The sequence below is a fragment of the Methylobacterium sp. R2-1 genome (assembly GCF_014191355.1).
Classification (GTDB): Bacteria; Pseudomonadota; Alphaproteobacteria; order Rhizobiales; family Beijerinckiaceae; genus Methylobacterium.
The window spans coordinates 50680-65451 of record NZ_JACHWM010000007.1 but is presented as its reverse complement, the minus strand read 5'-3'; the positions used below and the strand labels follow the sequence as shown (position 1 = coordinate 65451).

Sequence of the window (14772 nt, the reverse complement as noted above, 5' to 3'; positions counted from 1 at the left end):
ATTCGGGAAGAGAGGGAAAAGCTAAGAACCTGCACGCAACGGGCAAGGGCTCGGACTCCCGATGATCAGCCCTTGAAGAGAGCGAATCCCTCCGCAATCGGTTCCTGAAAGGATGATTTTTCTTCGTGGCGCGCCGAAGCGGCGGCGGGAACAATCCGCCTCCTCCGGCCGCTAGCCGTCAGCTCTTGTCGAACGGGTTCTTGGACGTGCGCAGCGACAGCCGGATCGGCGTGCCGGGCAGGTCGAAGGCCTCGCGCAGGCCGTTGACGAGGTAGCGGGTGTAGGATTTCGGCAGGGCGTCGAGCTGGTTGCCGAACAGGGCGAAGTGCGGCGGGCGGCTCTTCACCTGGGTCGCGTAGCGGATCTTGATGCGCCGGCCCGAGACCGCGGGCGGCGGATTGCGCTGGAGCGCGTCGGTGAGCCACGCGTTGATCCGCGCCGTCGAGACGCGCCGGCTCCACACCTCGGAGGCATCGACCACGGCCTGCATCAGCTTGTCGATGCCGTCGCCGGCGAGCCCCGAGAGCGGTACAACCGAGACGCCGCGCACCTGCGGCAGCAAGCGGGTGCAGTCTTCCCTGAGGGTCTTGAGCAGGCCCGGCTGGTCGGCGACGAGATCCCACTTGTTGAGGCCGATCACCACGGCGCGGCCCTCGCTCTCGACGAGATCGACGATGGTGAGATCCTGCTTCTCGAACGGGATCGTCGCGTCGAGGAGCACGACCACGACCTCGGCGAAGCGCACGGCGCGCAAGCCGTCCGAGACCGCGAGCTTTTCCAGCTTGTCGTCGATGCGCGCCCGGCGGCGCATGCCGGCGGTGTCATGGAGCTTGATCCGGCGCCCGCGCCACTCCCAATCGAGGGAGATCGAATCGCGGGTGATGCCGGCCTCAGGGCCGACCAGCAGGCGGTCCTCGCCGATCATCCGGTTGATGAGGGTGGACTTGCCCGCGTTCGGGCGCCCGACAATGGCGACGCGCAGGCCCTTGCCGCCCTCCCCGTCCTCGTCCTCCTCGTCGGGTTCGGGCAGAACCTCGCGGAGCGCATCCTGCAGCGAGCCCAGGCCCTCGCCGTGCTCGGCGGAGAAGGGGATCGGATCGCCGAGGCCCAGCGAGAAGGCCTCGTAGGCGCCGGCCATCCCGGCGCCGCCCTCCGCCTTGTTGGCGATGAGGATGACGGGGCAGCCGGAGCGGCGCACCAGTTCGGCGAAGGGCCGGTCGGCGGGGAGCACGCCGGCGCGGGCGTCGATCACGAACAGCACCGCATCGGCTTCGAGGATCGCAGCCTCGGTCTGAGCGCGCATCCGGCCGAGCAGCGAATCGGCGTCTGCCTCCTCCAGGCCGGCGGTGTCGATGACGCGGAAGGCGACATCGCCGATGAAGCCCTCGCCCTCGCGGCGGTCGCGGGTCACGCCGGGCCGGTCATCCACCAGGGCGAGCTTGCGCCCGACCAGCCGGTTGAACAGGGTCGACTTGCCGACATTCGGGCGTCCGACGATCGCGACGGTCGGCAGATCCATGGGAAACAACAGTCTCGTCAGGCGCGCGGGCAGGGGAGCCCGACGCGCAACATCCATTTCGAAGATAGGCGGTTCCGGCCGCGCCGTCAGCGGGTGATCGGCGGCGGAGCGGCGTTCTCGGGCTTGGCTTCCGTCACGGTGACGGGGCCACCGGCGACCAGCGCCTCGTAGACCTCGACCCGCTGGCGCAGGCCCTGGGGCGTCTCGGCGTCGGCGCTGATCTGGTCGAACCAGCGGCCGGCGCCCTCGATGTCGCCGCGCTTGAGCGCGGTCAGGCCGAGCATCTCGCGGGCGGTGTGGCGGTAGGCGTTGGTCGGGGCGGCAAGCCCCTGCAGGCTGGCCAAAGCCGCGTTCGGATCGGACCCGTCGAGGCGCAGCAGGGCCGCGCGCAGGCGGGCGAGGTCGCGCAGGGAATCGCCGATGCCGGTATCGGCGGCGAGTTTGTCGTAGGCCTCCGCCCCGGCAGCCGCATCGCGCTTGGCCGCCTCGGCGGCGAGGCGGAAGCGGACGAGCAGGGCGTAGCCTCCCGGCCCATCGGTCCGGATCGCGGCGAAGTCGCGGTCCGCCTCCTCCGCCTTGCCGTCCTTGGCGAGGCGGTTGGCCCGATCGTAGCGCTCGGAGGCCGCCTCGGCGCGGGTGCGCTCGGCGTGGCGCCAGTAATTGAAGCCGCCGACGCCGGCCACGAGGAGGATCGCCAGGGTGATGATCAGCGCGTTGTAGCGCTTCCAGATCTTGGCGATCTGGTCGCGGCGGTAATCCTCATCGACCTCGCGGATGAACTCGTTGTTCTCGGCCATGACAAATCCGGGCGCCCCTTGCGGAGCGCTCTCGCCTCGCTCGTCGTCTTGTCAGGGGCGCCTAGCACAGCGTCCCCGCTTTGGCGAATAGGGGGCTCAGGCCTGTCCTGGCCAAGCGGCGACGCCGATGAGCAGCGGGTGCAGGACCTTGCCGAATACGAACCACGCCACGACGCCGACGACCACGGCGATGGCGTCGTTGCGCCAACCGGCCGGGGCGGCCTGTCCGCCGTGCTGCTGCGCGACCTGCCCCACTGTCAGCGCGCGGCGCTTGGCGCTGATGCGGGCGGCCACCGCCCAGGCGAGGAAGGAGCCGAACAGCAGGATCGAGCCGAGATCGCCGTTGGCCAGGAGGTGGGCGGTCGCCCAGATCTTCACGGCCAGCAGCATCGGGTGCTTGAGCCGGGCGCGGAGATGGCCGGGCAGATAGGCCGCCGCGAGGCTGATGAAGGCGAACAGGGTCAAGAGCACCGCGAGATGCCGGGTCCAGAGCGGCGGCGACCAGACCGGGATCATGCCCTCCTGCCGGTAGAGGCCGTAGCCATAGACGGTCAGGATCAGGCCCAGCGCCGAGAGCAGGGTGTAGCCAAGCTTGAACCGACCCTCGCCGATCCGGCCGATCACCTCCGCGCGCCGGGCGCGGGCCATGGAGAAGGCGTGCGTGCCGAGGAACAGCACGAGGCCGAGGATCAGAACCAGCATGGGGCAGCCTGTGGACGGCGCTCGCTCCGGCGGATGCGGACAAGCTCCCTGTAACGGTTCAAAACGCAATCCTGACGGGATGTCCAGATCGTCCCGTCCCCTTGCTCGCCCCCTCGCCCGCCTCCTCGCCGTGACGCTCGCGCTCTCCTGCGGCCCCGTGCCGCCGCCGGCCAGCGCCGCCTCGGAGCCGCCGCTCTCGGCGCTCACCCTGACGGGGCCGGAGCGGACGCTGTTCTCCGCCACCCGCGATGCCTGCGACGGCGCCGACGTCCCCGACGCGCCCGCCCGCGCCTTCCGCGACGCGTCGGGTCAGATTGCGCTCTACGGCCTGCACTACCGCAACCGCGCCCTGCGCGGCCCCGATTTCGATCATCTCAAGATCGATTGCCGCGTGGTGCTCGATTCCGGCGAGAAGTCCGACCCGGCGCTCTACGACGACCGGTCCTGGATCACCGCCACCTGGACCGAGGACGGGAACACCGTCGCCGCTCTCCTCCACCACGAGTATCAGGCCAACGAGCACGAGGGCCGCTGCCGCTCCAAGGTCTATAGGGAGTGCTGGTACAATACGGTCACGGCGGCCTTCTCCCGCGACGGCGGGCGCAGCTTCACCCGCACGCCGCCGCCCACGGTGGTGGCGGGCGCGCCGTTCCGGCAGGAAGAGGGCCAGGGCCGGCACCGGGGCTTCTTCAACCCCTCCAACATCGTCAGTGAGGGGCGGCACCGCTACTTCCTCGCCTCGACCACGGGCTGGGACCGGCCCGGCAGCGATCAGGCGGCGGGCGTCTGCCTGTTCCGCACCGACCGGCCGAACGACCCTACGAGTTGGCGCGCCTGGACCGGCACCGGCTTCACCGCCGCCTTCCCCGACCCCTACCGCAAGACGGTCAAGCTCGCCGATACCTGCCGGCCGATCGCGCCGTTTCCCGCGCCCGTCGGCGCGGTGGTGCGCCACCGTGACACGGGAGCCTGGATCGCCGTCTTCATGGCGGCCAAGGGCGGCGCATTCGCGGAATCAGGCTTCTACTGGAGCACCTCGAACGACCTGCTGACCTGGGACGTGCCGCGGCTGCTGCTGGCCGGGGCCACGCTGTACGACGATCCGTGCCAGGCCAAGGGAAGGCTGATCGCCTACCCGTCCCTGCTCGATCCGGGCGCGAAGGGCCGCAACTTCGACGATGTCGGCGAAAGCGCGCTCCTCACCTTCGTGACCCTGCGCATAGAGGGCTGCGCCATCACCTCTGATCGCGACCTCGTGCGGCGGCCGGTGTCGATCAAGGTGTGGCCGTGACGCCGCCCTGAGCGCCCGCCTCACCCGAGGCCGAGCGCCGCCTTCTCCTCGAGATAGGCCGCGCGCACGGCGTCCTTGCCGTAGGCCCGCTCGAGCCGGCGCACGGTGAAGTGGGCGCGGGCCATCGACTGGAAGTGGTCCATGAAGGCGGCGTTGACGGCAGCCCCGCCCAGCGCCCCGATCACCGGCACGGCCTGAGCCGCGACCTTCTGCGAGACGACGAGGCCGAACCGGGCGGCGATCTGCGCGGTGAGCCGCACCAGCGGCGGCGCGCCGGCATCGAGCAGCGAGCGGTGGGCGGCGTAGCGAGCGGCTTCCGACATGGTCTTGGCCAGTGCCGCGCGCACCGCGAAATAGCCGCTGTCGGCGACGGTCGTCTCGGCGCCGGCCCGTCCGCCGAGCGCGAAGACCTGCACGCAGGCGAGCGCGCTCTCAGGGTCGCTCAGATCCTCGCCCTCCTCCCGGGCAATCTCGGCGATGGAGCGCAGCATGAGCGTCGTGGAAACGGGAAGCTCGACGGCCAGCGTCGCGAGGCCGAGCACGCCGCCGACCGCACCGGTCACCGCGGCGAGCGCCTTGTGGCGGGTGTCGCTCGATCCGAGAAGGCGGCTCAGCCGCCCGCCGGCCTCGGTTTCGATGCGCTCCAGCGCCGTGCCTGCGGGTTTCACGTCCTTGTCCGGCAGGGTGGCCAGCGCGACCCGAAGGGCCGTGCGCATCGCGCCTTCCGTGGCACTGGCCACCGTCTCGGTGATGGGAGCCGGCAGCGCGCGGCCGATCATGTCGAGGGGGGCGCCCGCCGCTGCCGAGAGCCGCGCAGCGAGACCCGGCTTCTCCAGCACGGCCACGGCGCGCCGCAAGGCGGCACGGTCCTCTTCCGACAGGGGCTTTCCGGCCGGCGGGTCGATCGGGACCGGCAGGGTTTCTCCGACAACGGCAAGGTCGTTCACGTCTGCGCCCTCGCGGCTTTTGGCGAAATCTCGGGGCTGGCTTCGGCTGAGGCAAGACCGAGGGAGCCGGTTGGGTTCCCCGGCACGGTCTCGGGCGCGGCTTCTGCCGGCGATTCGGCGGGCGCCGTACGCTGCGGGATGCGGCCGACGGCGAAGCAAAGGGCGACCACGGGAATGCCGACCGCCGCGGTCATCGCGAAGAAGGCCGGGAAGCCGTAGGCCGCCACAACGAAGCCGGACGTGCCGGCGACCAGCTTGCCCGGCAGGGCGTAGAGCGAGGAGAACAGGGCGTATTGCGTGGCGGCAAAGCCCGGCGTGGTCAGGCTCGACATGTAGGCGATCAGCGCGATGCCGGCGAAGGAACCGCACAGGCTCTCGATCGACACCGCAATGGCGAGGCGCCACTGCTCCGGCTCGCCGAGCGCGAGCCAGGCCAGCGACAGGTGCGAGGCGGCAGCGATGAAGGCGCCGATCACCAGGGTCGGGAACATGCCGAGCCGGGCGATCGACCAGCCCCCCGCGAAGCCGCCGGCGATCCCGACCCAGATGCCGAACAGCTTGACGATGGTGGCGATCTCCGCCTTGCCGTAGCCGAGCGTGATGTAGAGTGGGTTGGCCATCACGCCGGAGACGAAATCCGGCATCCGGTAGAGAGCGACGAGCGCCAGCACCGCGAACAGGGCGTTGCCCATCCGGGCGTGGAGTTCCGTCAGCGGCTCCAGCACCGCGCGGCGCACGGCAGTCGGAAGGTCGCGCTTGCCCGTCGCCGCCTCGCGCGGCCGGTCATAGGGCGTGGCGAGAAGCGCCGCGATCAGACCGACGCCCATCAGCGCGGCCATGCAGAGATAGGCGAGCGTCCAGCCGCCATAGGCCGCGACGTAGAGCGCGCCGGCGCCGGCGAGGATCAGCCCGAACCGGTAGCCGAGGTTCGAGGTGGCGGCCATGATCCCTTGCAGATCGGTGCCGGCGGCCTCGATGCGCCAGCCGTCGATCACCACGTCCTGGGTAGCGGCGCAGAAGGCGACGAGGAAGGCCCCGAGGCCGATGAGCGCGAGCTGATCCTTCGGGTCGGCGAAGGCCATCAGCACCAACGCCAGGGCGGTGGCGACCTGCGTCGTCACCATCCAGGCGCGCTTGCGGCCGAGGCGGGCCGCGAGGAACGGCACGTCGACCCGATCGATCGAGGGCGCCCAGAGGAACTTCAGCGAGTAGGGCAGCGCGACGTAGCTGAACAGGCCGATCGTCTTGATATCGATGCCGGAATCGGCGAGCCGCAGGGTGAAGGTGCCGAGCACGAGCAGGAGCGGCAGGCCGGAGGAGAAGCCGAGCGCCAGCATCTGGGCGACGCGCCGGTCCTCGGTGATGTCGCGCAGGCGCAGCTTGCGCGGCTTCGACTTCTCCGGCGTTTCGGGGGTCGCTGCTTCCGCCGCCATTGCGTGGAACTCCCTGGAGCCTTTGCCCGGAGGCGGGTGCGGGGTTTCATGGGACCTTGAGACGCCGCGAACAGCCGATCGCCCGGACGCTCGCGCATCGTTCGCTCGCGCATCTTTGATACGACTCCGCGGAAAACATGGCGGCCTTGCGCCCGCCAGCCCCGTCGCCTCCCTTGCCGGGGAAGCGCAGCCGCGGAATCCGGCACTCCTTATGAGCGAACATGGTTGACGGAAGCGTAATTACGGAGCCCCGCACGATGTCGGACTACCGAGGCACTCCGTGGGGGGCAGCGCGGAACGGGGGAGGGCCGGGCTCGTTTGAGTCGCGGGGCCGGACGCTGCGGATTGCGTCGGGTGACTCCGGTTCGCGCGTCGCGATCAAACGCGGCGCGCCTGTGTCGGCGTAGCAATGACGGGTTTTTCCAAAGGAGCAAGTCTGCCTTCGGGGGTCACGGTGGAGGTCTTTGCGGCAGCCTTCGAGGCAAGCCCGACACCCATGGTCGTCACCGATCCGAGGCAGGGCGACAACCCGGTCGTGTGGACCAACGCCGCCTTCCTCGCGCTTACGGGCTATGGCCGCGAGGAGCTCTACGGCCACAATTGCCGCCTGTTGCAGGGCCCCCTCACCGACGCGGACGTGGTGCATGCGATGCGCGCGGCGCTCCGTGCCGGCCGGCCGTTCGAGGGCGAGCTGCTCAACTACCGCAAGGATGGGACGCCGTTCTGGAACGGCATGACGATCAACCCCGTCCGCGATGAGGCGGGCCAGGTGTTGTTCTTCTTCTCGGCCCAGGCCGACATGACCGACAAGCACCGCCTGGAACTGGCCATGCGCAATGCCAACGACGCACTGGAGCGCGAGGTGAGCGAGCGCACCGCCGACCTGCGCTCGGCCCTGGAACAGAAGACCGCGCTGCTCCACGAGGTCGATCACAGGGTCAAGAACAACCTTCAGGTCATCTCCTCGCTGATGCTGCTGAAGGCGCGCCGCACGCCCGAGGGCGATGCCCGCGACGCGCTTCAGGCCATGGCCGACCGGATCGGCGCCCTCTCGACCGCCCACCGGATGCTCTACTCGGAGGGTGACGTTTCCCGCTTCGACTTCAGGGAATTCACCGCCGACCTGATCGCCGATCTCGCGTCCGGCCTCGACGAGGATCGCACCCGGATCGAGACCGAGATCGAGGCGCTGGCGCTCTCGGCCGCCCTGGCCGCGCCGCTGGCCCTGCTGATCCACGAGCTGGCGACGAACGCCTTGCGCCACGCCTTCCCGGAGGAGCGCCGCGGGCGTGTTTCCATTGAGGCGCATCGTTGCGAGGCGGGGATGCACCTCGTCATCCAGGACGACGGTATCGGCATGGCCTCGGCGCCCCCCAACCCCGCCGGCTTCGGCCGAACCCTCGTCGAGATGGTGGTGCGCCAGTTGCGCGGAACCCTCGAATGGTCGGATGCCGAGCCCGGCACCCGGATCGCGATCACCATCCCGCTCACCAGGGCCGACACACCGTGATCGGTTCGTCGATCGGTTCGTCCGCGCGTCGGCCGGGCGGTCTCCACCGCAAACGGATCCCTCACCGCACGGCGCCGGTTCCGCTCAGCGCGAATCCGGCGGATATGGGTGGTTCGAGGAGACAAACGAAGGCGAGAGAGCCGCGATGTCAGAGGTGAGGGAGGCGCCCCTGCGTATCCTCGTTGTCGAGGACGAGGTGCTGATCGCCCTCGAACTGGAATGTCTCCTGGAAGACCTCGGCCATGTCAGCGTCGGCGTGGCAGGCTGCTCGGCGGATGCCATCGCGCTCGGCCACAACGCGCAGCCGGACGTGGCACTCGTGGACATCCATCTCGTCGACGGGCCGACCGGGGTGGAGGTGGCCCGTCAGCTCAGCAGCGACCCGCGGGTCACGGTGGTGTTCATGACCGCCAACGCCAAACGCATCCCGTCGGATTTCGCCGGGGCCCTCGGCGTGATCGCGAAGCCCTATTCCGAGCGTGCCGTGGCCGGCGTTCTCGACTACGTCGCCCAGCGCCGGGCTGGGCGGACGCCCTCCGTCGAGACCCTCGACGGCTTCCATCTCGCCCCGGAAGCGGGCGGCGGGACGTGGACCGGCGGAGCACCGTGAACCGGCCCTGACGGCGATGGCGCCTCCCGCCATCCGGCGGCCGGGAGCGGCCCGGTTGCCGGGCGTCGTTACGCCTTCGGCACGTTCCGCTCCAGTTCGTCGAGCCAGGCCCTGGCGCTGGCATCCGACGGGGCGCGCCAGTCGCCGCGGGGCGAGAGGGAGCCGCCGGCCGAGACCTTGGGTCCGTTGGGGAGCGCCGAGCGCTTGAACTGACTGAAGCGGAAGAAGCGGTCGAGGAAGACGCCGAGCCAGCGCCGGATCTCCGGCAGGTCGTAGGCGACGCGCTTAGGCACCGGAAAGTCCGGGGGCCAGTCGCCGCTCTGCGCGTCCTTCCAGGCGTGGAGCGCGAGGAAGGCGATCTTCGACGGTCGGAAGCCGTGGCGCAGGGTGAACCAGAGATTGAAGTCCTGCAGGGCATAGGGTCCGATCTTGGCCTCCGTGCTCTGCGGCCCCTCGCCCTCCGAGGCCGGCACCAGCTCGGGGGAAATCTCGGTGTCGAGCACCGCCCCCAGCGTTCGATTCTCCTCCTCGCCGAGCTGCCCGGACGAGATCACCCAGCGGATCAGGTGCTGGATCAGGGTCTTGGGCACGCCCGCGTTGACGCCGTAATGGCTCATCTGATCGCCGACGCCGTAGGTGCTCCAGCCGAGCGCCAGCTCCGAGAGGTCGCCGGTGCCGATCACGATCCCACCGTGCTGGTTGGCGAGCCGGAACAGGTAATCGGTGCGGAGTCCCGCCTGCACGTTCTCGAAGGTGACGTCGTAGACCGCCTCCCCGCGCCCGAACGGGTGTCCCATATCGGTCAGCATCTGCCGCGCGGCCGGGCGGATGTCGATTTCTTCCGAAGTGGTGCCGAGCACCCGCATCAGCGCGTGGGCGTTGGTCTTGGTCTCGTCAGAGGTGGCGAAGCCCGGCAGGGTATAGGCCAGGATGTTTTTTCGCGGGAGGCCGAGTCGATCGAAGGCCTTCGCGACGACGATCAGCGCGTGGGTCGAGTCCAGGCCGCCGGAGACGCCGATCACCGCCCGCTTCGTTCCTGTCGCGGCAAGGCGCTGGGCAAGGCCGGCGACCTGGATGTTGTAGGCCTCGTAGCAATCCTGCGCGAGGCGCGCCGGATCGGAGGGCACGAAGGGGAAGCGCTCGACCCGGCGCTCGAGCCCGAGATCACCCTGCGGCGGGTCGAGCCGGAGGGCCACCGTGCGCCAGGGACGCAGGCCCTGCTGGCGGGCGTTGTCGTCGAGGCTGCCGGCCTGGAGCCGCTCCTGGGCGATCAGGTCGAGGTCGATATCGGCGAGCGTCACCACCGGCCCCGCCGGGAAGCGCTCGCCTTCCGCCAGCCGCACGCCGTTCTCGTCGATGCTGGTTTGCCCGTCCCAGGACAGGTCGGTGGTGGATTCGCCCGATCCGGCCGCCGCGTAGACGTAGGCGCACAGGCCCCGCATCGAGGCGGCGCGGGTGAGGAGCGCCCGGGAATCGGCCCGGCCCACGGTGATCGGGCTGCCCGATGGGTTGGCGATGACCGTGGCCCCGGCCAGCACCGCCTCCATGCCCGGCGTCTGCGGCACCCAGAGATCCTCGCAGACCTCGATCGCGAGGCGGAAGCCCGGCAGATCGTCGGCGGAAAAAATCAGGTCGGTGCCGAACGGCGCCTCCCGCTCGGCCAGGCGGATCGTCTCGCCGAAAATCCCGGCGCCCGAGGCGAAGTGGCGCTTCTCGTAGAACTCCCGGTAGTTCGGCAGGTAGCTCTTCGGCACGACGCCGAGGAGCTGCCCGCCCCGGATCGCCACGGCGCAATTGTAGAGCCGGTTGCGCCAGCGCAGGGGCGCGCCGACGACGAGCAGGGGCGTCAGTCCGGCGCTCTCGGCGACCAGCCGTGCGACGCCTGCCTCCACCGCATCGAGGAGGGTCGCCTGCAGCAGCAGATCCTCGATGGCGTAGGAGGACACGCAGAGCTCGGGGAAGACCGCGAGCACCGCGCCGGCCCCGTGCGCCTGCCGCGCGAGCCCGAGGATGTCCTCGACATTGGCTGCCGGATCACCCGGATGACTGCGTCCGGTGCAGGCCGCCACGCGGGCGAAGCCGTGGCGATAGAGCGAGCGGAAGTTCTTCGGGCTCACGGGTTCTTGGCTCGGAGTCGTCACCGGGTCTCGAAGCTCACCTGATACGGCAGGAACTCCTGCCAAGTGCCTCTCGGAACGTCATTTCCCGAGCCTGATTCGTGACACGACCGCGACCGGGCCGCCGTCTGTCACAGGGTCTCGAAAAATCATCGCAAAGCGCCAACCGCGCTCGATGATATCCGGTTCGCGCCCCGCTTGCACCGGCGGACCGGGACGATCCGGAGGAGGGGAGGGCAAGCGTTCGTTAACGACGATCCGCCTAGCTTGGGGCTCGAACCGCTCCGCAGGAGCCGGACCTTGTTTCGAGTCATCTCACAGATCATGCGCGCATCGGGACGGCCTCCCCATTCCCATCGAGATCCGTCGCGGCCGAGCCGCGGCGGCGACCGCCTGGACCGGTCGATCGGCGGCATCGCCCATCGGCTGATGAGCCTGCGCTCCAATCTCGCCCGGCGCATCGCCGGCGCTCCCCCGGCTCCGCCGCGGGCGCTGCCGCACGCCTTGCCCCATGCCTTGCCCCATGCCTTGCCGCATCCGGCCCTGCCGCAGCACGGCGCCGAGGGCTTCGACGCGGGCAGCGTGCCGAGCTGGCTGGTGCCGCCGGGCGCGATGCTCGGCCGTATGCCAGCCGGGCAGGAGGCCTGGGTTTCGGAGGCCCGGGTTTCGGAGGCTTGGGCGCCCGCGACGGAGGAGGGACTGTTCGAAATGCCCGCCCCTGTTCACCCCGGTCAGTCCCTCTCTTACGACGGCGGGCCGGAGATGCCGTTCGAGAGCCGCATCGATCCCCGCGCCTCCGGTCCCGGCGTCCTGGTGCGCACGCCGCGCCGCCCGGCGGCGATTGCCCCGGAGACCGGCGCGGTTCCGGTCCCGCCCGCCCTGCCCGCGTCCCAGGCCACCTTCCCGGGCGGGTCCTACGGCGTACCGCAGGCGCCCCTGCCCGAGGCGGTGCGCTTCACCCGCACGCCCGACACCGTTCTGATGGAGCGTCGGCGCCAAGCGCTGGAGGCCGAGCGCGAGGCGCAGGCCCGGGCCCAGGCCCAGGCCCTGCTCGACGCCCAGGCCGCTGCCGAGGCCGCGGCGCTGGAGGCGCAGCGAGCCCGCGAAGCGGCGGAGCGCGAGGCCGCCGAGCGCGCGGCGCAAACGGTCGCCGAGGAAACCGAGGCCGCGCGGCTGCGCGCCGAGCAGGCCGCCTCGGAAGTGCCGAGCTGGCGCCGCCCGTTCGTGCCGCCGCCGGGAGTGAGCTTCTTCCGCACGCCCGACCGTCGGCCAAAGCCCGTCGTTCCGATGCCGGGCACCGGCGTCGCGCCGCAGCCCGTGCCAGCAATCGAGGAGACCCGGTTCGAGGAGCCGCGCTTCGAAGAGCAGCGCCTCGTGGCCGCCGCGCCCGAGAGCCTGCCGACGGCCATCCCCGTCGCGGTGGAAGCGGCGGAGGCTCCCGCCCCCTTCGCCGGGATGTACGCGCCCTTCATCCCTCCGGTCCCGGCCGAGCCGTCCGACTGGTCGGACGTGCCGGACTGGTCGGCGCTGCATGGCTGGTTCGGCCCGGCCGAGTCGATGGTCGAGGTCGCCGAGCCGGTCGCGCCCGCCGCGCCGCGCCCGGTGCTGAACGCCATGGCCGCCCGCGCCGCGATCCGTTCTGCTCGTTCGGCCCTCGCCGAAGCCGCGATTCAGCCCGCTGCCTATGTCGCCCCGCAAGCGGTTGCCCCGGTCGCCGTCGCGGCGCCTGCGCCCTTCACCGTGCACCAGGTCACGGCCCGTCCGGTCCCGATGCAGGCCCCGATGCCGATGTCACCGCAGGTCCCCTCCCCTGCCCCGCAGGCGATGGCGCCGCTGACGATCTCGGCCCGCCCGGTCCTGTTGCGCACCAAGCCCGGCACCGAGGCCGAGCCGGCCGAGGAGCCGGTCATCGAGACAGTGGAGGAGGCGATCGACGAGGCGGCTCAGGAGAGCGCGTACACGTTCGAGGAGGAGGCCGCCGAGCCCATGGCCGCCGTCGAGGCCGAGCCGGAAAACCGTCCGCGGGCAATCCTGCCGGAGCGCCCGATGCTGATCCCCGCCGGCCGCCACCTGGAGGCGTCGTTCGTCGGCAATGCCAATTACGAACTGCCCTCGCTCGAATTGCTGGCCGAGCCGCCGCTGCCCGACGGCGAGGAGGTCGATGCGGACGAGCTGGAGCAGAACGCGCTCAACCTCCAGCAGACCGTGCAGGACTTTGGCGTGCGCGGTGACATCCTGGCGGTGCGCCCCGGTCCCGTCGTCACCCTCTACGAGCTGGAGCCGGCGCCCGGCACCAAGTCCAGCCGCGTCATCGGTCTGTCGGACGACATCGCCCGCTCGATGTCCGCCGTCTCCGCCCGCGTCGCCGTCGTCCCCGGACGCAACGTGATCGGCATCGAGCTGCCGAACCCGGTGCGCGAGACCGTGTATCTGCGCGAGCTGCTGGCCTCGGTCGACTTCGTCGAGACCAAGCACAAGCTCGCCCTGTGCCTCGGCAAGAACATCGGCGGCGAGCCGATCATCGCCGACCTCGCCCGCATGCCGCACCTGCTGGTCGCCGGCACCACGGGCTCGGGCAAGTCGGTAGCCATCAACACCATGATCCTGTCGCTGCTCTACCGGCTCAAGCCGGAGGAGTGCCGCCTGATCATGGTCGATCCCAAGATGCTGGAGCTGTCGGTCTACGACGGCATCCCGCACCTGCTCTCCCCCGTCGTCATCGACCCGAAGAAGGCGGTCATCGCCCTCAAATGGGCCGTGCGCGAGATGGAGGAGCGCTACAAGAAGATGTCCAAGATCAGCGTGCGCAACATCGACGGGTACAATGCCCGGATGAAGGAGGCGCGCGAGCGGGGCGAGACCATCACCCGCACGGTCCAGACCGGCTTCGACCGCACCACCGGTGAGGCGGTGTTCGAAGAGCAGGAGATGGATCTCTCGGCCCTGCCCTACATCGTGATCGTGGTCGACGAGATGGCCGACCTGATGATGGTGGCGGGCAAGGACATCGAGGGGGCGATCCAGCGGCTGGCGCAGATGGCGCGCGCGGCGGGCATCCACCTGATCATGGCGACGCAGCGTCCGAGCGTGGATGTCATCACCGGCACGATCAAGGCGAACTTCCCGACCCGGATCTCCTTCCAGGTGACGAGCAAGATCGATAGCCGCACCATCCTGGGCGAGATGGGCGCGGAGCAGTTGCTGGGTCAGGGCGACATGCTGTTCATGGCCGGCGGCGGGCGCACGACGCGCGTGCACGGGCCGTTCTGCTCGGACTCCGAGGTCGAGACGGTGGTCGCCCACCTCAAGGCGCAGGGCCGGCCGTCCTATCTGGAAGCCGTCACGGCCGATGACGGCTCCTCCGACCAGCCGGAGAAGCCGGCCAAGGGCTCGCGCGCCGCGGCGAAGGCCGAGAAGGACGACTTCGCGGAAGCCGAGGAGCCGGATGCGCCGGTCTTCGACATCGGCGCCTTCGCGGCGACCGCCGGGGCCGAGGGCGGGGAGCTCTACGAGCAGGCCATCGCCGTGGTGCTGCGCGACCGCAAGGCCTCGACGAGCTACATCCAGCGCCGTCTCCAGATCGGCTACAACCGCGCCGCCTCGATCATGGAGCGGATGGAGATCGAGGGGATCGTCGGCCCGGCCAACCACGCCGGCAAGCGCGAGATCCTGGTCGAGGGCCTCACGGGCGCCCCGTCCGGCGGTTACGACGACGAGTGACCCTTAACGATCCGGCCCCCGTCGCATATTCGCCACAGGGGCCGGCTCTATCGCCAGACATGACATCCGGACGCGCTGCCGAGCCCGCGCGTCCGCACCGGGACGGCAAGAGCCCCGCGCGCCCGC

The 14772-nt window shown here is 70.5% G+C and carries 10 protein-coding genes; 4 read left to right on the top strand and 6 right to left on the bottom strand.

Going from position 1 to position 14772, the window contains the following annotated elements; translation table 11 throughout:
- Positions 1-178 precede the first annotated feature (178 nt).
- The 3 genes from der to FHU13_RS11630 form a co-directional block, all read right to left on the bottom strand.
- Positions 179-1519: a ribosome biogenesis GTPase Der gene (gene der / locus FHU13_RS11640; RefSeq protein ID WP_183436012.1), complete on the bottom strand. Its 1341-nt coding sequence runs from the start codon at positions 1517-1519 to the stop codon at positions 179-181.
- Between the two features lie 86 nt (positions 1520-1605).
- Positions 1606-2316 (bottom strand): tetratricopeptide repeat protein, encoded by a 711-nt coding sequence (locus FHU13_RS11635; protein WP_183436010.1) that lies wholly within the window; start codon positions 2314-2316, stop codon positions 1606-1608.
- 96 nt (positions 2317-2412) lie between these two features.
- Positions 2413-3018, bottom strand: a complete 606-nt coding sequence (locus tag FHU13_RS11630) for an NnrU family protein (RefSeq protein WP_183436009.1) — start codon at positions 3016-3018, stop codon at positions 2413-2415.
- Positions 3019-3097: 79 nt separating this feature from the next.
- Here FHU13_RS11630 and FHU13_RS11625 point away from each other — a divergent pair, with 79 nt between their 5' ends.
- Positions 3098-4309 (top strand): hypothetical protein, encoded by a 1212-nt coding sequence (locus FHU13_RS11625; RefSeq protein ID WP_183436007.1) that lies wholly within the window; start codon positions 3098-3100, stop codon positions 4307-4309.
- Positions 4310-4329: 20 nt separating this feature from the next.
- On the opposite strand, the gene FHU13_RS11620 is transcribed toward FHU13_RS11625, so the two are convergent.
- Together FHU13_RS11620 and FHU13_RS11615 are read right to left on the bottom strand one after the other, a co-directional pair.
- Complete coding sequence (locus tag FHU13_RS11620) at positions 4330-5256, bottom strand: EcsC family protein (RefSeq protein WP_183436005.1); 927 nt, start codon at positions 5254-5256, stop codon at positions 4330-4332.
- Entirely contained in the window at positions 5253-6689 is a 1437-nt protein-coding gene (locus FHU13_RS11615) for an AmpG family muropeptide MFS transporter (protein ID WP_183436004.1), read from the bottom strand. Before FHU13_RS11615 ends, FHU13_RS11620 begins: the two co-directional genes overlap by 4 nt.
- A 409-nt stretch (positions 6690-7098) precedes the next feature.
- Between FHU13_RS11615 and FHU13_RS11610 the strand changes: the two genes are divergently transcribed.
- Together FHU13_RS11610 and FHU13_RS11605 are read left to right on the top strand one after the other, a co-directional pair.
- Positions 7099-8199 carry a histidine kinase dimerization/phosphoacceptor domain -containing protein gene (locus FHU13_RS11610; protein ID WP_183436003.1) on the top strand — a complete coding sequence of 367 codons (1101 nt, stop codon included), beginning with the start codon at positions 7099-7101 and terminating at the stop codon, positions 8197-8199.
- Positions 8200-8344: 145 nt separating this feature from the next.
- Positions 8345-8809 (top strand): response regulator, encoded by a 465-nt coding sequence (locus FHU13_RS11605; protein WP_183436002.1) that lies wholly within the window; start codon positions 8345-8347, stop codon positions 8807-8809.
- Positions 8810-8877: 68 nt separating this feature from the next.
- On the opposite strand, the gene FHU13_RS11600 is transcribed toward FHU13_RS11605, so the two are convergent.
- Positions 8878-10950, bottom strand: a complete 2073-nt coding sequence (locus FHU13_RS11600) for an NAD(+) synthase (RefSeq protein ID WP_183436001.1) — start codon at positions 10948-10950, stop codon at positions 8878-8880.
- Positions 10951-11355: 405 nt separating this feature from the next.
- Between FHU13_RS11600 and FHU13_RS11595 the strand changes: the two genes are divergently transcribed.
- Complete coding sequence (locus FHU13_RS11595) at positions 11356-14646, top strand: DNA translocase FtsK (protein WP_183436205.1); 3291 nt, start codon at positions 11356-11358, stop codon at positions 14644-14646.
- Positions 14647-14772 lie beyond the last annotated feature (126 nt).